The sequence below is a fragment of the Lentibacillus sp. genome, from assembly GCF_035301925.1.
Taxonomy (GTDB): domain Bacteria; phylum Bacillota; class Bacilli; order Bacillales; family Amphibacillaceae; genus Lentibacillus.
This window is the reverse complement of the sequence record NZ_DATGTI010000059.1, coordinates 1-19,699: the sequence shown is the minus strand read 5'-3', so window position 1 is coordinate 19,699 and position 19,699 is coordinate 1. Positions and strand designations below refer to the sequence as shown.

The following is a 19,699-nucleotide window of genomic DNA, read 5'->3' as shown; positions in this document are numbered from 1 at the left end:
AATTAATTGAAGGGAAACTTGTTTCCACAAAAAAATATCGCGGGAAAATGAGTGCGGTTGCGGAAAAACTTATGCAGGATTATTTAAATCAGTACGACATTGATCGCGAACAACTCTATTTTCAATACTCGATCGGACTTGATGAAAGTATCATGCAGCAGATGGATGAAATCGCAAAAGAAAACAGATTCAAACATGTAAAATGGATGCAGGCAGGTGCTATGATTTCTACTCATGCAGGACCAGGGGGCTTTGGGATTGCAGGATTAGAAGTATAGGAACGTTACGGTTTCTTAAATGTTTCTAACCCCGGGACAGTGATACCGCATTGTTGCCGGGGCACAGCAGTCTCGATAAATTCACAATCTATGCTTAATTGATTTAGTGTCTGCTGCTCAGAACTATTTTCCTGGTTCCAAGCGGCAGACACTTATCCATTTGTTTCCTTGTATTCATTCCTGCAAAATTTCTCTCGTTCTCTCGAGAATTTCCTCATCTTTAAGCCGAAATTTAAATTCCACGCGTCTGGAATTTTCTGCACTGTAATTGCCTGAATCATCCGTCCGGAAGTCAGTATAGGACTTGCCGTTCACCGTTAATTTTTCCTGAAGATGCGCTTGAATATTTTTATATGGAAAATCGTTGCTTAGAATGTATTCCGCAACACTGTATGCCCTATCCTGTGAGAGTTCAAGGTTATACATATAGCTCCCATCGCGATCGGTGTGGCCTTCGATAATGATTTCCGCAATATATTCTTCATAGCCGCTCTGCAGCAGAATGTCCAGATACTTCGGCACAAATTCATCCAAAAACTGAAAGGAATCCGGCTTTAATTCGGACTCATCATAGTTAAATAAAATTTCTGTGTTAAAAATCATAGCCCCTGTCTCCTCATCCACTTCAACACCAAGGGATGAATCGCTGAATTCCGCCTGCAAGTCATTCACCAGCTGGGACCGTACACCCATGATCTGATCAATTGTCTTTTTCATCTCTTCAATTTGCAACGATTTAATAATCATCATCGCTATGAAAATTAAAATGAAACATAATAGAATGATGGTCAACAAGTCGGTAAAAGATGGCCAAAATTGCCCCTCGTCCTGCTCCTTTTTGAAAAGCCGCTGGTATTTAGTATCCATTCTGTCTCAATCCTGCACCGTTCATATTTTGAGTGGTCTGGCCGGGCCCATTCAACTGCCGGTTCAGCCCTTGTATTTCCCTACTGAGATCCTGAAGGAATTGCTGTATATACCGGGAATTATTTTGCTGAATGTCTTCCGATAAACGTCGTATTTCCTGGAATTCCTTTTTGATGCCATCATTCGTTGTTTCCACGGAGTCATTGATGTTCCGGGCAACCTTGTCAAGCTTGTCTCCCAGAAGCCCTTCCAGTCCAGCTACATAATTGGAGAGCGTATTTTTTAAAACATCAACACTTGCTTCGACTTGGTTTTCGCGTTGATTGAACGTATTGTTCATCTGGGAGATCGTATTGTTGATCTCATTAATCAGCTGATTATTCTGCATGCCGAGTTTCTCATACGTTCGGGTCGCTTCTTGCACTTGTCGTTCAAATGCCTTCGATTCCTCGGAATGAGCTTTCAGATGATGGTTAAACGTTCGGTTAAACTCTTTAAGCTCGTCAAAACGGTCGGATAACAGGTATTTATACTCAGCCTGTGTCTGATTGATCACCTCAAGGGCTTGCGGGAGTTGGCTGATCGGACCGCTCATTTGGTCAAAGTCCTTTGATAGTTCACGCATCTGCGAGATGATGCCGGTCAATTTGGAACTCACATCCGTCCCGAATATTTGTTTAAATTCCTTATTATGCGCTGCCATTGTTTCCGCCAGGTCATGACTTTGCTGCGTGATTGTCGCAAATTGGCTGTGAATGGATTCTTGCTCAGCCATGATGGACGACGTAAAGGATTTTAACTCGGCAACTGATTCCCCGAAATGATTCAGGGTATCCATCTGCGCTTGCGAAACGTCCTTAACGCGTTCATACGTATTTTCAAAGGCTTTGACCATGCGCTCATTTTTGCCATCCATCTTTTTAAAATAGGAAAATAACGATTCAAAGTTATTATTCAGCTTTGTCGTGGACTCGCCAAACCCATCCGTCACCTCTTTCATATGGTCGAACAGTTCCTGGAATTCTTGCAGGTTGCTGGAAAGCCCATCGTTAAATGCCACCAGATCTTTTGCGGATTGCTGCAGGCCGGTTGTATATTCCTGAAAACCTGCGAAGGCATGTTCAATCCCTGACAATGACTGTTGATTCGTTTCCTCCAAGTGCTGAATGGAATGGTTAATGGCTTCTGACACATCGATTAACCGGCTTATCCCGTCCTGTTCGTTTCCTTCCAGATGGGATTCAACTTTTAACATGATATCCGTCAGCATATATTCCGTATTAAAAACTTTTATAAGCACCGTCATGATCAAGGACAGCCCCATCCCAGCAATACTTGTATAGAATGCGACATCAATTCCCGACAAGACGGCAGCTATATTCTCAACCAGTTGGCTGCCCGTTGCATCAATACTTCCCAGGGCGATGGTCAGGCCGATAAACGTCCCCAGCACCCCAATCAATATAAAAACAGAAACGGTCATCTGCACCATTTTAATCAGATTGACAACCGGCACATTAAATACGCGCCAACCGGAAAATTTCTCCTGGACAAAGGTTTCCGGTTTGACCGATTCTTCCTGCCTACTCCAATCATATTGCGCTTTAATCGTGTTCAGCGGTTCAATATCCATTTGGTTGGTCGTATCGATATAGTTTCTGATTTTTTTTAGTTTGGCAAATAGCCCTAGATGAATCACAAGTGTGAGGAAAAAGGCGATGAATAGAATCATGAAAATAAGTTCAGTGATTGGATTGGATAAAATATCTTCTGCTATACGCTCGCTCGTAAACAACTCTACTATGAATTGCAGCATCATCTCTCCTCCCTGCCAGGACCTCTTTCTAAATGGCTATTCAAGGCAAGTCCAAATCATGTCTGGTTTTTGGATAAGAGGCACTTTGTTGATTTGGTGCATGACGACTTTTCCTTCTAGAGGACTTGAATTGCTTTAAGAGGCACTCCCGCTTGTGAATCAGTGCTGAGGGGATTAGTCACTGAGCCAGTGGGGTGAGTTTGTTTTGTCCCTGCACAGTCTCCGCTTAGAAAGTTTTGAAATGATACTTTCGTTGCTGCTACCCGTTTGTTTATATACTGAGTAGTTGATGACACCTTTTCATCCTGCAACTCGATTATATAGGTGAGAAGGTTCATAACTATAATCGTGTGTGGCGGGGAAAAAGTGTCATGGTTTCATTCAGACTGCTAAGAAAAATGCTCTAGAATCGGACTTAAATCTGATAAAAAAAGGGGATGTGCCAGATGTCAGAAAAGCGAAGCCATGAAGCCAAAGGAAAATATGACTGGGTCGACAAATGGCAAAGATGACAGGTGAAAGAGCCAGAATTAATGCAAAGGAAAATGACACATATATCGTATATGAAAAAAGCGGAAAATTGGTAGAAGAATTCCTGAATGATGATATAAAGCCATTTTATCGGAAATGGTGAATCGTAAATGCATATCTTGATTGATAATAGTAACGGTGATGGAAAAATTGTTTTAGAGTTGAACAATGGTGTTATTACAGAACAGGACGGAAAATATAATATTTGATAGGAGCATATTCGAACGAGAGCGACAACGAAACATGCAACACGGGACTCTAATCGTACAAGAAAAGTATCAAAACGTGCGGCGCGGGACCCAAATCGTGCGAGAAAAGCATTAAAACGCGCGGCACGTCACCCAAATCGTGCGAGAGCCCCATCAACCCGCTCGAGCCAACACCAATTCAGTCGACACGTCACCGGTTGCAAACAACATTATGAGCCACGGCCAGTCCTTTTGTACCGCCATTCGGCAATCAAACGCGCTTTCGTTTTAACGTATCTATCAATACAATATTGCACTTACCTAAAAAGAAAATCAACTTCCGGTGTTGGGATTGTCGCAAATGCGATATAACGGTTCACGCAACATCCGGGGAACGAGTTGTTTCCCGGATGTTGAATAACTTTTCCAAAGACCGAATATTTTCACCCCTGCAGACGCCAGTCAATCGGCGTACACCCGACTTCTTCCAAAAATCGATTGGCACGTGAAAAAGGACGGCTGCCAAAGAATCCTTTATGCGCAGAAAATGGGCTTGGATGCGGTGATTTAATAATTAGATGGTGCGGTTCCGTAATGAATGCCTCTTTTGCCTGAGCGTGGCGTCCCCACAGCATGAAAACGACCGGGTCTTTTTTGGCATTCACTTGCCGGATCACTTCATTCGTAAAATTTTCCCACCCTTTTCCTCTGTGGGATGTCGGCTGTCCGGCCCTGACTGTCAAAACGGTATTTAACAAAAGAACGCCTTGTTTGGCCCAGTCTACCAGGTATCCATGATTAGGGATTGGAATGCCGAGATCATCATGCAGTTCCTTGTAAATATTTTGTAAGGAAGGTGGAACGCTGACTTCTGGCTTCACAGAAAAGCTTAAACCATGTGCCTGGTTTGGACCATGGTATGGATCTTGCCCAAGAATGACTACTTTCGTATTTTGATAGTCTGTATAATGAAGGGCATTAAAAATATCATACATATCAGGGTAAACCGTTGTGCTGCCATATTCCTGCTTCAGAAACGTGCGCAGCTGAAAATAATAATCCTTTTGAAACTCTTTTTCCATGACCGGTGCCCAATCATTCGTTAGTATAGCCACATTATCAGCTCCCATCATGTCGATAGATTCATATAGATCATCATATCACGTCATTGAAGAACTGAAAAACTGTCGCATACTTACGCGGTCAAATACATCATAATTGCTTTCCCAACACGGGCAATGGCCTGCTGGGCTGCAACATGATCACTGACATCATTCATCAAAACAGCAGCGAAAACTTTTCGATCATTGTATTGAAAGATTCCGACGTCATGATCAGCACGCGCAAGCTCTCCGGTTTTATTGGCAATCACCATATCATCGTTTATTTGGTAAGCAGGCAATTTTAAGTTCAGCTGCTGTGCTGTCATAATTTCAAAAACGCGATCGGCAGATTTTTTGGTTAACAGCCGGGGTGAAGTAATTTCTTCAAGAATCTTGATCATATCGTCCGCTGTTGTTACGTTGTTCAGGCCTGCCTCAGCAGCGTTCATATCCATGAAATAGCGCTGGATTTCCGTATTTTGACATCCCATCTGCTGGCAAAACCTGTTCACATTCTCAATCCCAATCCGCTCAAGCGCCAAATTGGAAGCTGTATTATCCGAAACAACAATCATCAGCGTCAATATATCAAGCAATGACATTGAAATATGCTCGGATAACGACTGTAAAACACCGGAACCGCCGACGACAGCATCAGCAGGAATGGTCATGGTTTCAGACAGGTTCAATTCTCCATTATCTGCCTTCCGGAACACTTCGATGATTATTGGGATTTTGATAACACTAGCTGCGGGCATTTGCATGTTTTCATTAATATTGATCGTCTCGTTTTCTTCTTTGATGACTAGTCCGGTTTGAACATCGAGATCTGATAGAATGTTTTCGATTTCTGATTCTAAGTGGCAGAAGGTCATACTTGTCACCCTTTCTTTCTACTGTCCAAGAAAAAAAGCTTTCCAATCATTTGTGAAATCTATCCAATTTATTTAATGTATTTACTGACCAAAAAAGTGGTGACGCGCAGATCATTTGAGCGGATATATCCTAAAAATTGGTTGAAATGATCTTCGGGGAAGGACTGCCCAAAAGCAGGAACTCACGTCTCAAAAGAAACTAATAATAAACTGAATCCACCACAGTTCTCTTAAAATGATGCCCTTCTTTTGTCTTACCACTGATATCGATCGTTATATTATAAACAGTATCCGCTTGATTCAGTTGTATGCGCTGCGACATATTTGCGCTTCCGTTAACGGAGAATGTTTTTGTTTTGGACGGATTTTTTGTATCTGTTACATGATATGTCGCCTGTAACGATTCTTCTATTACTTGTGAAGTGTCGATATCTAAATGATAATTTAACTGACCCATTTCCATATGTTTTTTGGCCTGGTAAAGTTTTGGTTTTGTTTGGAAATCTGCCATTAACAGATAGGCATCATCATGAACAGCTTCCATGTTCAATTGCCACTGTCCGGGATCCGGCTCCTCGATAACAAGTCTGTTACTGACAGCACCGGCAAAATATTCTTCTGTCACTTTATTGCTTTTAACTTCCGGAACGATTTCTTTTCCGGATGGGTCCGTTAATGTGATCCCTGAAGGCTTTCCTGCAGCCAACAACTGCAAACGCACCTTTTTCACGTTTTCCTCAACAGACAAATTTATCATTTTCGTCTTTCCGCCGGGCAGTAAACCGCCATGGATCCAGTGATTGAATGCCGGTTTACTGCCTACCGAATCGTGTATTGTGGTTGGATGGTATTGTAACCCGGTATCCGACAGATAATCTTCAAATGTGCTGAAGGTCGCACCGGTCCGAATGGTGAAATGGTCCCAGTCCCCTATCATAATCTCATGACCGCCAGGCAACCTGCTGCTTCCTGTCGTCACCACGCCATCATTTGAACCAAATTGCGATAAATACGTCCCGCCAAACCAAGTAGATGAAAAGACGGGGCCCCATTTCTTTCCGCCGAGGGTGAAATAATGATTGTAATATGCCAGTGGCCGCTCATCTGTTTCATCACGAAAGTTTTCCATATAGCCCATTTGCATCGCATAGGTGCCCTCTCCCTGCGAACCTATCAAATCTGCCAGCCAACCGGCCCAGGAGCTATACGCCAAATCAGCCAGCTGTGATCCGTGATGTGGGCTTGACAATGTGATGACATTTTCGACGTATTCTTCTGCGCCATAATACGTCAGGGCTGCCTGCGTATCCACACCACCCTTGCTGTGGCCGATAACCGTAATCGACTTTCCATCAAAATGCGCGGCAATTTCCTGTATTTTTGCTGCAAGTAACTCACCATTTTGCCACATATCCGCAGATGCTCCCCCGGCATCATACAATTGGATGAAAGCAGTTTGATAACCGGCGTCATACGCTGTTTGGTACATATCATTGTCTTCCCAAAATACTTGGGCAGCACTATTTAGCCCCGGAACGAAAAGCAATACTGGTGCGTTTGGAATCAGGTTTGGCGGTGTTTCACCAGCATACCACTCTCCGGGCGTTTCGTTATTGCCGTTACCTGGCTTTCCTGTTACCGAAAAATCGCTTGTTTGTTCATCTATCAATATAGGTTTTGGAGCCTGGGGTTTTTGATCAGAAGCTGCTGTTACAAATGGATGACTAAGGGCAGCCATAAGGATCCCTCCAAAACAAAGAAATAGTAAATGTTTCAATCCATCTGTCATTCTTTACCCTCCATATAAATGAAAATTCTCACTCATAAGAATTTTTCTTATTAGAAGGATATGATGACATGATGGAAACGTTTGGGTGATTATATTGTTGGATTCAGAAACTTGAGTCAATAAGGTTTTAGCATCATCTGAACTTATTTCTGATGTTTAAAAAAGGAATGGCCTAACCATTCCCTTTCATCCTTACTGCCGTTTTTTCGTCTTCTTGTTGTTTGCCTTTTCCATCGGTGTCAAAGGCTCATTGGCGAATTCATGATCATAATTTCTGGTAAGATTCTTCCTTACTGCCTGCTCATCACTGACATCATTTATTCCTTTTTTGTCTTTAGCCAATTCAAACACCTCCAAACTGTAGTTTGACCCAAATGGAGGTTATTAAACAATAAACGCCTGTTACTGACAGTTCTGATGCAGAAAACGAAGAAAAGAGACAGCATTGCGCCATCCCTTTTCGTAAATTTATTTTATTTTTGTTACGACCACTTCCGTACTGTGAAACAGCCTTTTGCCGTTTCTTAACTTCGATAACGTTCATACGGCAGCGGATTCCATGTTCTGTATTTAATTTCTTCGGCCCGCAGTGCAGGCGGGATGTCGTCGAACATTTTCCTGGCTACCTGTAATTCACGTTCAGCTTCTCCCCTGTCCTGATACATAAATTCATCAGAGGCTTTTTCTGACGCTTTATCCACCTTTTCTTCCAGCGATGCAACAACCATTTCCTGCTGTTTATAGATTGATTCGCGTGCATCCGCTACCCAATCAGGCTGTGTTGACCTTAGTGTGTCGGTTATATAACTGAACTCTTCAAAAATTTCTTTGTAAACCCGATCGGCATTCGCACGCGCATCCAGAATAGCTGTTTCCAAATCTTCAATCGTCAGTTCTTCCACCTTAAGTTCCTTGTTTCGCTTTGGTCCGCCAAGCCTGGATCTGCTTAAATAATATGGGAAAATGCTTTTAATGGTCTTTCCGACTGGTTTGACGGCCTGGTTATTTTCATCAACACCTTTTGGCTGAATGCCTTGCATGGCAATCCGGGCAGATTCCGGTCGAACAATTTCCTTTGGTGGCAGAGCGCCATAGCGCAGCAGTTCCCTGATACCTGTTCCGGAAATATTAATCCGGTACCGCTCATCGTGCGGGCACGTTTGATCTGTTGCCGGATGATCACAGCGCGTGCAATAGAAAACTTCATGGAACAAACGTATATCAATGCCCAGTTCATCTGATGTAAATTCATCAAAAATGGTATGGGCTTCATATTTACCATAAAAATCACCAATGCCTGCATGATCCCTTCCGATAAGTGCATGGGTACAGCCATAGTTTTTCATAATGATTGCATGCAGAACCGCTTCCCGCGGGCCGGCAAAAATATATGTTACCCGTAAAGGGGCGAGCATCGTCCTTTCTTTTGGATAGTAGTTATCCAGGACACTCCGATATGATAACATCCTGAACTCATGACGTGTGTATTCACGTTTGGCCATCTCTACCAGCGGCTGAACAAACAACCCATCCAACTCTTCCAACGCGTTTCTATGAATATACTCATGGCCCCGGTGCATCGGGTTAGCCCCTGTTATAAAACCACCAACGGAATTAAATTTTTTATCTTCATAAAATAGCTTCCATGTATCTTTCGGTTCCATCCGAATGTCTTCGAATGGCCCCCAGTGTACGCGGCGCAGCAATTGAATCGGACCGCCTAAAGCCGTATCCCCCATGCGCCGGTAAATAGAATCAACGCCGGGATGGCTGCGGTCTGTGGTTCCAAAAAGATGTGAAGCACGAAAATCCCGATCATAATGAAAGATATCATCTAACTTAAGTATGGCAACAGGTTCTTTTGTCTCGTCCGCCAGAGCTACCTCATCTCCAACGGATAATGTTTGAATGACCTGTTCATTCCGATCGCCAATAGGTGCAAAACTCAATGGAACTGGCCAAATAACACCATTTTTCAAGCGGCCATTGGTAAGAACAGACTTGTAATCTTCTTCCACCATAAACCCTTCATTCGGAGACAGCACACCAGTGGCTATCATTTCAAGCGTAATAACAGCTTCCAGATCTACCATGATGGTTGGCAGCTGTTTCGCTTTTTCCATCGCTTCATCACGTTCTTTACCCTTAAGAACGCGGTCGACTAACTTCCCACCATGTGGCTGTTGTGGGTAACTTGCCAATTTTTCTTCGTCCAGTACGACCGAGTCTTTATTCATACGCTTTCCTCCTCATTCCCCTTGTTTATTTATTAAATGGGACTCGGAATCCTTTAATTCCGTTGCCCTTGTCCCTTTGTTCATAAATATGAAAAAATTGCTATCACTATTACAGTCAAGATGGTATCTTTAAAATCATAACGCCATTCATTACCAGAAACCGAAAGCGCTTACGAATATGTCAATAGTATTAAACTTGCTTACTATTATTATTTTCATGTATGAGGTCATGATTTTCCTGGTATGGTTAAATCGATGATAACAATGATGTAAAAGCGGTTGTTCAAAAAGTCAGGTTAATATCATACATCGACGTAGAGGACCTTCTGTTAAAACCACCCACGACAATCGCCAACGCACACGTCACCACAAAACAAGAGAAGCCCACTCCGTGGAAAAGAAAAAACGAATGCTCGTGTGCGATGTCATTTCACAGAAGCATTCCGTGTACTCGAAACGGCACCACTTCGAGCTTTGATGCACAGGACGTGCTCATCCAGGCATTAGCGATTGACGTGACGAACTTAGCCTGCCGACGCACCGGACGTGCTAGTGCCGGCGCCTGTGATTGTCGTCGCGAGCCGGTCCTTTTCATCCCGCATGTAATGGTCAGTAACCCGCCAAAAACGGCGGCTGACTGACCTTAAATACCCGATTCGGTTCAACTAACATTCAGCGGGAAAAAGACAATGCCGCTGAATGAAGTCTCACTTTATCCTCCTTTTGAACACGCACTAAAAAATAAATGAAGTCTGTGAATTTTGTATATTTTTATATTAACGGATTTAAGATAATTTGTAAAGTTACTAAAAATATCCAAACTTAGCCATAGGTTGCCTGACCACAATTTCTTGTCGACAGGTTTTATGTCATCTATCACCTATAACCTGTTCAAAGGTTATGCTGATACAGCACGGTAAATCCAATCCTTACAGCATCGTGAAGGATGATAGTTTTAATATAGTCCTTTCTGCACTCTGTTATTTAACAATATAGTGCCAACTTCCTTCTATAATTTGTAAATTTTTACCCCAAAGCTTGGAAATGTCTATTCTATTTCCTTCAATGCAGCCAATTTATTGGGCGCTCGCTATCTTCCTGTCTGCACCTGATTTCATCCCGGTCACAATCAATATAATCCCGATCATTCCCACTATGGTAATCGGAAGAATCCAATCGGCTGTAATATCATGCATAAAACCTAATAACACCGGTCCGGCTGCTGCGATTAAATAGCCAACTGACTGGGCCATTCCGGACACTTTTGCTGCTTCCTGTCCATCATTTGACCGCAAACTAAAGAACATCATCGACAAACTGAACGCCGCACCACAGGCTCCGCCAATACATATAACCGCTATGGTGATCAATATGGCATTCCCGGTCAGAAGCCCGCCGGCACCGATCATAACCAATATGCCGGTGATGGCGGTCAGCAGCCTTTGATCTGCCGTTTTTTCAGCGATAACCGGAGTAATAAATGTAAATGGGATGAACGCCAATTGCATCAGCGAAAGCATCCAGCCTGCCGCACCGGACGTATAGCCATTATCATTTAGAATATCCGGCAGCCATGAAACCATTGTGAAGAAAACCATTGATTGTGTCCCCATGTAAACAGTTATATGCCATGCCAAAGGGGATTTCCAAATATTGTTTTTCGCTGTACCGGTTCCATCATCACTTATCGGTGATTCCGCTTGTTTCTTGAGCTGTGGCATCCAAACGACTAATGCTACAATCGTTAATATCGCCCAGGAGGTCAATGACCCTTGCCATCCCCATCGGGAAATTCGTGACAGTGGTAAACTAACCCCTGATGCCAAAGCACCGAAGATATTCATAAAGACCGCATAAAGGCCTGTGAGCAGCCCAATTTTCAGCGGAAATTTCATTTTGATTAACGCCGGCAATAAAACATTTCCAAATGCTATCGCCAGCCCAACAACGATCGTACCAGCGAGCAGTAATGTTATGCCGAATAACGTACGCACAATAAGTCCAATGGTCAGCAATATAAAAGAATAAAAAATCGTCCGCTCCATGCCGATACGATTGGCAACGGACGAGGCGAACGGCGATAAGACGGCAAATGCCAGCAGAGGCAATGTTGTCAGGCTTCCGGCCACGGTATTGCTGATGTCCAAATCATCACGGATATAAGGCAAGAGAGCCCCCACTGAGGTTAAAGGCGCCCGCAGGTTGGAGGCAATTAAAAGGACGCCAATCAATAGTCCCCATCCGGCTATTTTATTCTGTTTTTCTGTTGCTATTGATCTTTGTTCCAAAACAACTTCCTCCATGATTGATTAATCCACTCATCTAATCTCTCTTTAATTCAAAGATCATTTGATAGTCAATTATAGCAGACCTTATGTGTTTTGAAATTCCTTTTGCCTATAATGCTTGCGGTAAATATGCTGGGAAAAAGGTTGATTTAAAAAGGTTTTTTCAAAAAATACATGCCATCATTCTGGCAATAAACTGCTGAATGGTTTAAATACCCATTCAATCAATTCAGTTGGACCGGGCATTGCCGGAAAATAAGTCAGCAAAGTGGCAAGCAGAACGCCTGCCATTATCAATACAATAAACGCACGTTTTTCCTTCTTTAAATTTTCATTTATTTTGGGCCATTCATACAGTGTGATCAAGGCAGTAACAACTATGATTAAAAGTACAACTGCTATTTTCATTTGTCAGTGACCTCGTCATCCGGTACCGCCGGTGGTGATGTGGACCTGCCAGGCCGTTTAATGTTAACATCGCTTTTAATATTAACCGTTATTTCCGGAAATGTTGCTTCATTCCAGTTATCTTTCACTTTGGCCCATTTGCCCGGATATTGACGGTGAAACACCTCACCAAAACCGAGAATATCCGCCTGCATATCTTGCTGCACGTGTTCCAGGGCTGTTCGGATACGCTTATCAATCCTTTCTTCCAATTGCTTTTCAAGTCTTTTAATTGTGTCAGGGTCTTTTAGATTTAACGTTGTTTCATTTTCGACAGCATCATCAATCGATTGAACATTTATGGTCATCGTCCAATTTCCATTTTTAATTTTGGGAACGAGTTTTGTTCTTGCCTCAAAAATATTAAATGAAATATAACCTTCCGTACCCTCGGGCCTCACGGTTACTGCGGCATTGTTAATTTCATTTCGTATCCATAGAGCACCTCTTGTCACACGATTATCGAGTTGTCCGACCATTTTTCCATTTTTAAAGACAGCTGTGCCACTTACACTTAAACCGTATGTATCTGGAGATTCCTCCTCGATCTCGAGTATCGGCAATGCTGCATTTTCGCTTCCATCAGCTGTCATTTGGAGCAGATCTTTCACTTCGACACTCATGCCTATCTTTAAAATTGCCAGTTCCCTTGCCGTTTCAGCTGAGCTTGTCTCCAAATCCGGCATGACTTTGAAAAAATCTGCAGGGGCACCTTTCGTTACAAAAACATAGGATCTTAATCTTGGTTCCGGATGTCGTGCCAAAAAATCAATATGTTTGCGGATTCCTTTTTCGGCCATTTTTTCACTGATAAACACCACACGGTTATGGCCGACAAACACCTTTCGCGAAATTTTTTCCTGCAGTGTTGAACTGGCGTCAAAAGTTGTTTTGCCTGTATCTTTCTCCACGGTTGTCAGTTGACCGGTGCCTTGTTGAGCACCGCCACCTCCCTGTCCGCTTGCCATCGAACTTGGGTTCACCATCTGTACGGAAAGTTCAACAAGGTCATCATCTGTTTTATGAAGACCCATTCCGACTACAATGGCTAAATCATTGACTTCCATGCGATCCCAGCATCCCGCAAGAAGCAGCATTAGAAGACACACAAGAACATTATAAAGCTGTTTCATGACAGGAACTCTCCTTTCCTTATTCAGCGTTCGGGTTTGAGCGCTTACTCAAAATGATAGCAGCTAACAACAGCATAATTGGGATAACGGCCAGGAAAACAAGTGAGTAAATTGGAAACGTTTCGACCAGGAATTTCTCAAGCTCCTGTAAATTCGCTGCAGACCAGTGCCCCAAAACTGAGATAATGAAAGCAAACGGGAAAACAATCGGCCGATAATCGGACAGCTTTAGCCATTGGGCGGTACTTAGTACTGTGGCATAGAAAAAAACCGAAATTTTAACAAATATACCGCCAACCCAAATCGCCATGACAACAGACTCCATATGCTGGATAAATTCAGTTATACTGATATAACGCGCTGCTTCCATGACGGGATATGTAAACTGGTCGGTAATCGCACCGAATACAAACATCGTTACCATATTGGTAATGACCAAGGTAAACATAACGGCAATGACGGTTGCCGCACTCCACTTTACGGCTTTTTTTTGATTCCTTATAAATGGAAGCAGGAAAGAAATCATAAAAAACTCCAAATACCATCCTGCCGGCATCACTGCGCCCTTCAAAGAAGGTATTAATCCATTTTCAAAAACGGGAAGCATATTGCCAGGATTCATATCCGGGGTTAATAACAAAATAATCACTATAAACAAAACTATCACAACAGGCACAAATATCTGGGCACTTCTGGCAATCACTTCTAGCCCGCCCCTCACTGCAAAGGCACATATAAGGATCATGCTTCCAAGAATCACAGCCATGGGTGTATCCTCGAGGAAATTTCCCTTCACAAATTCGCCATATTCCCTTAATATTACCCCGCATACATGGGCTAAAAACAAGATAAACACAAGGCCGTTGACTTTTCCCAGGAATTTGCCGGCTATCGTCTCACTATATTGAATGAGTGTCTGCTTCGGGAAACGTTTATTGAGCTGAATCGCAATAAAAGCAGCCAGAAAGCCGGCCAGAGAAGCCCAGATCGGTGACAGCCACATGTCCTGCCGCGCTTGTTCTCCGGTTACCGCCGGAACGAGGAGAATTGCTGTTGCGATAACGGTTGGATAAATCAGAATAGCCATTTGCAGCGTGTTGATTTTTCCTTTTTCTATCATGTAATTCCACCTCCATTGACGACAAGCAGCAGTTTATTCCTCACCTCTGATCGGAGAAGGTTTCTGGTTATCGGATTGACGATATTTATTAAATTTGCCTGAAAAATGCGGTCTCGTATTGAACTTCCACCATGGCGCACGCATCAGCACATCCTTCATATCCTGCCATTGCATTGGTGCCATCGGGCTAAGATATGGCTGACCGAATGAGCGAAGTGACACCATATGGATAATAATCACAATAATGCCCATGATGATGCCCAGCAATCCAAGTGTTCCTGCGAGCAGAATAATTGGAAAACGAAGCATCCGAATCGCTATCGACGCTGAATAACGTGGAATGGTAAACGAAGCAACACCTGTCAATGCAACAACAATCACCATGGGAGCCGACACAATCCCCGCTGAAACCGCTGCTTCACCAATCACCAGTGCACCAACAATACTGACAGCCGAACCCACTTGTTTCGGCAGACGGAGACCCGCTTCACGGAGTGCCTCAAAGGTAATTTCCATCATAAGCGCTTCGACCAGTGCTGGGAATGGAACTTGTGCACGTGAAGCTGCAATACTGAACAAAAGCGTTGTCGGAACCATTTCCTGATGAAAAGTGAGCAGCGCCACATATAAGGACGGAAGAAAAAGTGAAATGAGCAGAAATAAAACGGCCATAGTAGTCCTCACTCGCCTGCATCAGTGAATAAAATGTCGTGGGTACAACAATGCTGTGCGGGGAACCGTCCACAAGGACAGCGACACAGCCTTCCAGCAGCTGTCCTGTCACAACATCAGGCCGTTCAGTCGCTAATACCTGCGGAAAAGGAGAATTCGGATTATCTTCTATATATTCTTCCAATATGCCGCTGTCCAAAATACCGTCAGCATCGATTCGTTTTATCCGATTCACAGCTTCTTCCAGTACTTCCTGATCCACAACACCTTCGACATACGCAAGTTTTATGGTTGTTTTGGTGTATTCACCAGCCTGCATGGATTTCATTTTCAATTTGGGGCTCCTGATCCTTCTCCGGAGTAGTGACGTGTTGACACCGATTGTTTCAACAAAACCCTCCCGGGGACCCCTGACAACCGTTTCTGCCTGTGGTTCATCAACAGACCGCTTTTCCCATTTCGAGAGCCCCAATGCAAAGCCGCTATTTTGCTGATCAACCAGAATCACCGGATTTCCGGATGCAATTTCTTTTATGCTGTCTGAAAACGTTTTGACTTCTTTTACACTCGAAGTCGAAATCTTTTTGTGAACCAATGTATCTATGGAATAGTCTTCTCCCACCGGCGACTTGATGAGCGGGGACAGGACACTGTCATCAATTTCCTCAATGTTTGACAGTCCTTCAATGTAAATGAGATTCGCTTTAACCTGTTCACCGATGTAAAACGGTCGGAAAATAACGTCAGAACAATTTTTATAAATCGATCTACGCGTTCTCATTATCGTTTAAGTCGTTTGAAAGTAAAGCGTTTTCATCAACAGGTGGTTCAAGGTCGGAAATATTATTTTTATAAGTTGATTGACGCTTTTTCCTTCGCCTTTTGATCAAAGGCAGTATTCCCTTTTGCCTGTTTTTCATCCTTGAGATCCTTTCTTTATCGACTAAATGAATTTAACTTAGGTTGGTTGATTGGAGGGAAATTTATACAGGTTGAAAAGGAAATGGATGGTGATAGACCTTGATACAATACAATAGAGACGATAATCAGGATATTGCTTTCCCAGAACGATAAAGCGGGAAACTTCTAAGTAAGCTAAACCCCCTTATTCCGTTTTTGCTCCTCGATGACTGTAGATCAACAAAACCATGAAAACAACATCTGTTTTACCGAGTGATTCGTTAATGTTTTAGCAATGACGTTTATGCCAATAGGTAGCGAATCAATCCCAATATGCCAAAACAAAATAAAGCAGTGCCAGATCCTATGCCGGTGATTGCACTGTTGGCGACGCCCAATTTTTTTTGGATAGCCATGGTGATATTACCGCAATTACTATCATAAGTACCGCTAACATATATAAACCAGGGTCTTTAAAAGGGTTTACTAACCAGAAAAAATGCGTACCTACGATAAAAACAATCCACGGAGCAACATAACCCTTCTTTTTATTTCGAATCAACATGAAAGCGCCGAGACCCGCTATAAAAATTTCAATGTAGAAAACAATTAAATAGTTCATAAAAGCGTCCTTTTCTGACAAATTAGTAGCCGCATCCCAGTACGTAAATACACGCCAATCAAACATACTAACAATGCAATCCCGGAAGAAACCCCTATATACTTGCGCCAATTTTTTCCAGGATTCTCCTGAGCCCATCCGAACCAAACAAAACTAAACATACCAAAGATCGCTGTGTACATCGCATAGTCTCTTATATATTCCAGCTCCATCATCAGCCCTCTTCCATTTTAAATTTTTATCAAGAATTAATGAAATGGATTTTATTGTCGATAAGAAAAAAATGGAAAATGAACTTTATATTTTAAAAAACAGGAATAGTAACTAAGAGTGCCTAACTACGCACTTTTTTTGTTAACTTCTCTTGAGTAGGTTGTTCATTTAATGGGCGCACTTCCTGAATAGGAAGACGCCCAATTTAACGCAATCAAAGGGAAATTATATTATGGTATAATCTGTTATTGAAAATACGCATATTGGAGGAATTAAACGCATTACTTAACATCAATTAGCTGGAACTTGGTATAAAGGATGTCAGTATCGAAAATGTTTTCCTTGGCCGGGTGGACTCTTCCGGTCAGTTAATGGTTGACTTATTTGATGATAAAATATGTGCCACAACCATTAGAGAAGCTGTTGCTTCTTGCCAGCAGAAAAAATATCAGACTGACTTGGAATTATTTACTCTTGCCACCTAAAACAAACAGGTCAAAAAAATGTATGAACGAAACTGCCATCGTCTGATAGATCCAATAGTCATGATAGCAACATATTTGAAGTAACAGTTGGGGTTTCATCTGTATATATTGGGCCTAGCCTAGGGTTTTTCTATTTACAAAAAACACCTTTTAAACGACGCTAGCGATACTTATTGGTGTCCTGGTTGTAGTATATCCTCTATACCATTTTTATCATTGTTGTCCTGGTTATTGTTATCTTGACCGTTTTGGTCTTGTTGCTCGGAAGGCTCTTCAGTCGGATCTGATTCCTGTTCATCATCATTATCTAAATTTGGAGCTGCACACCCAAACAATAACCCGGAGGAAAGTATTACAGTAGAAGCACCTATTTTTAACTTCTTTAATTTCACCATATTCACCTCACTATCATTATTATTTCTTTTATTATTTACAACTTCTTTTTACCTATTCAAAGGGCGTTTTATGGTAATTAATTGGTGTGAAAAGCACGTTACTTCAATTGTTTTGCCGCAATCTGGCGCGTTCCTTGAATAAGAATCAGCAAAAGCGGCTATTAATATTGATTATTTTTAGAAAGAATTATGCTAATATTGAATCAAGATATACTGTTTCATAAAAGGAGTGAATTCGTTGGAATATAAACAAGTTGATGATTGCTTTATAGTCGATAAAACCGAGGTGTTTTAGCTAAATCAAAAAGACCAGAAGTTGACACTAATGCCTGACCGAATATTGACCGATATAATGACCAAGGTATAAATTCTTGAGAAAGGAAAAGGACGCCTCCATTTTATGTGAAACTGCGGAAACAATTTCACTGGAGACGTCCAATAATAGCACATATTATGGTTATTATATCAAATTATAAGTTGATTGAGAAGGAGAAGGAATCGGGCGTTCTTTGTTAGGAGTGCGGAAATCAGTATTTGTCCATGTTGTGAGGAACCTTTAGAAAAGGTGGCGGGCAGTCGCCCTCGCGTATGGTGTAGAAGCTCAGGTAAACGGGATAATCTTATCATTCGCAGGCTTTATTGTGAAAAGTGCAAAGACATTCATCATGAGCTGCCGGATGTTTTTATCCCTTATACTTATAAGCATTATTTAAAAACCAGATCAACTGGCAACCCCAGAATAAAGATAATTATTACAAAAATGATTAATGACCAGATTGATTGATATTGAATACCAAGTATTTCAAAAATCCCCGCTATTCCAAGGAAGTAAATCCCTATTATAATTCCCAAAAAACATACAGCGAAAAGTGTCATTCCGATTATATTCTTTATCTTTTCTTTCATAGATTGATTAATCTCCTCACTTCCGCAATCTGGCCCGACAATAGCAAATTGGGCGCTTTCCTTTATTCCGGAATAGTGCTCCGTTTGCGGAAACTTTCCTCACCATGTACATATCTTCCATATAGAACTTCGATTTTTTCAACGAGCCTCCTGTTTATAAAGTAGTCTCAGCCTGTCCACATGTCTCACAGTGAAAATTTAACTTGATTTTTCAGCATTAACAGTACAATAACAAACCCAAGTGCTAACGCAGGATAAGCCCCACTGAACACAACTGCAATAAGGAATAATACCCCGATACCATCATCAAGTTGAAAATAACGAGATTGCTTTGCCAGTAATGTGATGGTTTTATTCAGGGTTAAAGGAAGTAACCTTATTCGGTTACTGCGCCCGATTGAAAAATAACTTTAATTATCTTTTTTCACCCTTTTTATGGCACCAGTAATCAACATAGCCATCCCTATATAATTGACAATCATACCTGCAATAATAAAGCCGTATCTTATCTCTTCAGCAAATAGACCAAAAAGCAACAGACATAAGCTTATCAAAGATAGAACTATACTAATTTTAATATACGTCAATTATAATCCTGCCCCTTTTCTTCAATATCACTAAGCTTTATGTGAAGGTTTTATTCAACAATATGGCCTGATAATGCAGATTTGGACGTTTTTTTATTCCGCGAAAGTTAGCAATAGGTAAGCCTTTGAGGTTATCTCCAGCTTTTCCCCTGCTCCACATGGAGCATGCAGGTTTTCCCCGCACTCCACGCTCCATCTAACGATATGTACTAGATGATAAGTTCCTCGTTACCTTCAGACAAGAGGA

15 protein-coding genes and 2 pseudogenes are annotated in these 19,699 nt (G+C 42.0%); 2 read left to right on the top strand and 15 right to left on the bottom strand.

Annotated features, from left to right (window positions below):
• Positions 1–278 (top strand): annotated as a pseudogene (locus VK080_RS05240) (EDD domain protein); the annotation flags it as partial.
• A gap of 174 nt (positions 279–452) precedes the next feature.
• Here VK080_RS05240 and VK080_RS05235 read toward each other — a convergent pair.
• From VK080_RS05235 to VK080_RS05170, 14 genes and pseudogenes are all read right to left on the bottom strand, one after another.
• Entirely contained in the window at positions 453–1,145 is a 693-nt protein-coding gene (locus tag VK080_RS05235) for an OmpA family protein (RefSeq protein WP_324223716.1), read from the bottom strand.
• The gene (locus tag VK080_RS05230; protein ID WP_324223715.1) at positions 1,135–2,961 is read right to left on the bottom strand and encodes a MotA/TolQ/ExbB proton channel family protein; all 1,827 of its coding nucleotides are present in this window, start codon (positions 2,959–2,961) and stop codon (positions 1,135–1,137) included. Before VK080_RS05230 ends, VK080_RS05235 begins: the two co-directional genes overlap by 11 nt.
• A 1,162-nt stretch (positions 2,962–4,123) precedes the next feature.
• On the bottom strand, positions 4,124–4,795 hold the full coding sequence (locus VK080_RS05225) for a uracil-DNA glycosylase (RefSeq protein WP_324223714.1): 672 nt from the start codon (positions 4,793–4,795) through the stop codon (positions 4,124–4,126).
• A gap of 80 nt (positions 4,796–4,875) precedes the next feature.
• Entirely contained in the window at positions 4,876–5,658 is a 783-nt protein-coding gene (locus tag VK080_RS05220; protein ID WP_324223713.1) for a serine hydrolase, read from the bottom strand.
• Positions 5,659–5,857: 199 nt separating this feature from the next.
• A complete protein-coding gene (locus VK080_RS05215) occupies positions 5,858–7,447 on the bottom strand; it encodes a hypothetical protein (protein ID WP_324223712.1) in 1,590 nt (529 codons plus the stop codon).
• Between the two features lie 192 nt (positions 7,448–7,639).
• Positions 7,640–7,789, bottom strand: a complete 150-nt coding sequence (gene sspO, locus VK080_RS05210) for a small acid-soluble spore protein O (protein WP_324223711.1) — start codon at positions 7,787–7,789, stop codon at positions 7,640–7,642.
• 182 nt (positions 7,790–7,971) lie between these two features.
• Positions 7,972–9,684, bottom strand: a complete 1,713-nt coding sequence (locus VK080_RS05205; protein ID WP_324223710.1) for a sulfate adenylyltransferase — start codon at positions 9,682–9,684, stop codon at positions 7,972–7,974.
• Between the two features lie 1,076 nt (positions 9,685–10,760).
• A complete protein-coding gene (locus tag VK080_RS05200) occupies positions 10,761–11,972 on the bottom strand; it encodes an MFS transporter (protein WP_324223709.1) in 1,212 nt (403 codons plus the stop codon).
• A gap of 180 nt (positions 11,973–12,152) precedes the next feature.
• The gene (locus tag VK080_RS05195; RefSeq protein WP_324223708.1) at positions 12,153–12,380 is read right to left on the bottom strand and encodes a hypothetical protein; all 228 of its coding nucleotides are present in this window, start codon (positions 12,378–12,380) and stop codon (positions 12,153–12,155) included.
• Entirely contained in the window at positions 12,377–13,552 is a 1,176-nt protein-coding gene (locus tag VK080_RS05190; protein ID WP_324223707.1) for a Ger(x)C family spore germination protein, read from the bottom strand. Before VK080_RS05190 ends, VK080_RS05195 begins: the two co-directional genes overlap by 4 nt.
• Positions 13,553–13,571: 19 nt before the next feature.
• Complete coding sequence (locus VK080_RS05185; RefSeq protein ID WP_324223706.1) at positions 13,572–14,672, bottom strand: endospore germination permease; 1,101 nt, start codon at positions 14,670–14,672, stop codon at positions 13,572–13,574.
• A 33-nt stretch (positions 14,673–14,705) separates the two neighbouring features.
• Positions 14,706–16,264: pseudogene (locus VK080_RS05180) on the bottom strand (spore germination protein).
• Positions 16,265–16,608: 344 nt separating this feature from the next.
• The gene (locus VK080_RS05175) at positions 16,609–16,866 is read right to left on the bottom strand and encodes a hypothetical protein (protein WP_324223705.1); all 258 of its coding nucleotides are present in this window, start codon (positions 16,864–16,866) and stop codon (positions 16,609–16,611) included.
• Positions 16,867–17,734: 868 nt separating this feature from the next.
• Positions 17,735–17,959 (bottom strand): hypothetical protein, encoded by a 225-nt coding sequence (locus VK080_RS05170; RefSeq protein ID WP_324223704.1) that lies wholly within the window; start codon positions 17,957–17,959, stop codon positions 17,735–17,737.
• A gap of 565 nt (positions 17,960–18,524) precedes the next feature.
• Here VK080_RS05170 and VK080_RS16015 point away from each other — a divergent pair.
• Entirely contained in the window at positions 18,525–18,743 is a 219-nt protein-coding gene (locus tag VK080_RS16015; RefSeq protein WP_414672216.1) for a DUF6431 domain-containing protein, read from the top strand.
• Here VK080_RS16015 and VK080_RS05165 read toward each other — a convergent pair.
• Complete coding sequence (locus tag VK080_RS05165; RefSeq protein WP_324223703.1) at positions 18,665–18,865, bottom strand: YrvL family regulatory protein; 201 nt, start codon at positions 18,863–18,865, stop codon at positions 18,665–18,667. The two genes, VK080_RS16015 and VK080_RS05165, sit on opposite strands and share 79 nt — an antisense overlap.
• Positions 18,866–19,699: the final 834 nt, after the last annotated feature.

What these genes read in the sequence shown, in the direction of transcription:
- VK080_RS05235 (WP_324223716.1), bottom strand. Translation starts at nt 1,145, where the DNA reads ATGGATACTAAATACCAGCGGCTTTTCAAAAAGGAGCAGGACGAGGGG.
- VK080_RS05230 (WP_324223715.1), bottom strand. Translation starts at nt 2,961, where the DNA reads ATGCTGCAATTCATAGTAGAGTTGTTTACGAGCGAGCGTATAGCAGAA.
- VK080_RS05220 (WP_324223713.1), bottom strand. Translation starts at nt 5,658, where the DNA reads ATGACCTTCTGCCACTTAGAATCAGAAATCGAAAACATTCTATCAGAT.
- VK080_RS05215 (WP_324223712.1), bottom strand. Translation starts at nt 7,447, where the DNA reads ATGACAGATGGATTGAAACATTTACTATTTCTTTGTTTTGGAGGGATC.
- VK080_RS05205 (WP_324223710.1), bottom strand. Translation starts at nt 9,684, where the DNA reads ATGAATAAAGACTCGGTCGTACTGGACGAAGAAAAATTGGCAAGTTAC.
- VK080_RS05195 (WP_324223708.1), bottom strand. Translation starts at nt 12,380, where the DNA reads ATGAAAATAGCAGTTGTACTTTTAATCATAGTTGTTACTGCCTTGATC.
- VK080_RS05190 (WP_324223707.1), bottom strand. Translation starts at nt 13,552, where the DNA reads ATGAAACAGCTTTATAATGTTCTTGTGTGTCTTCTAATGCTGCTTCTT.
- VK080_RS05185 (WP_324223706.1), bottom strand. Translation starts at nt 14,672, where the DNA reads ATGATAGAAAAAGGAAAAATCAACACGCTGCAAATGGCTATTCTGATT.
- VK080_RS05175 (WP_324223705.1), bottom strand. Translation starts at nt 16,866, where the DNA reads ATGAACTATTTAATTGTTTTCTACATTGAAATTTTTATAGCGGGTCTC.
- VK080_RS05170 (WP_324223704.1), bottom strand. Translation starts at nt 17,959, where the DNA reads ATGGTGAAATTAAAGAAGTTAAAAATAGGTGCTTCTACTGTAATACTT.
- VK080_RS05165 (WP_324223703.1), bottom strand. Translation starts at nt 18,865, where the DNA reads ATGAAAGAAAAGATAAAGAATATAATCGGAATGACACTTTTCGCTGTA.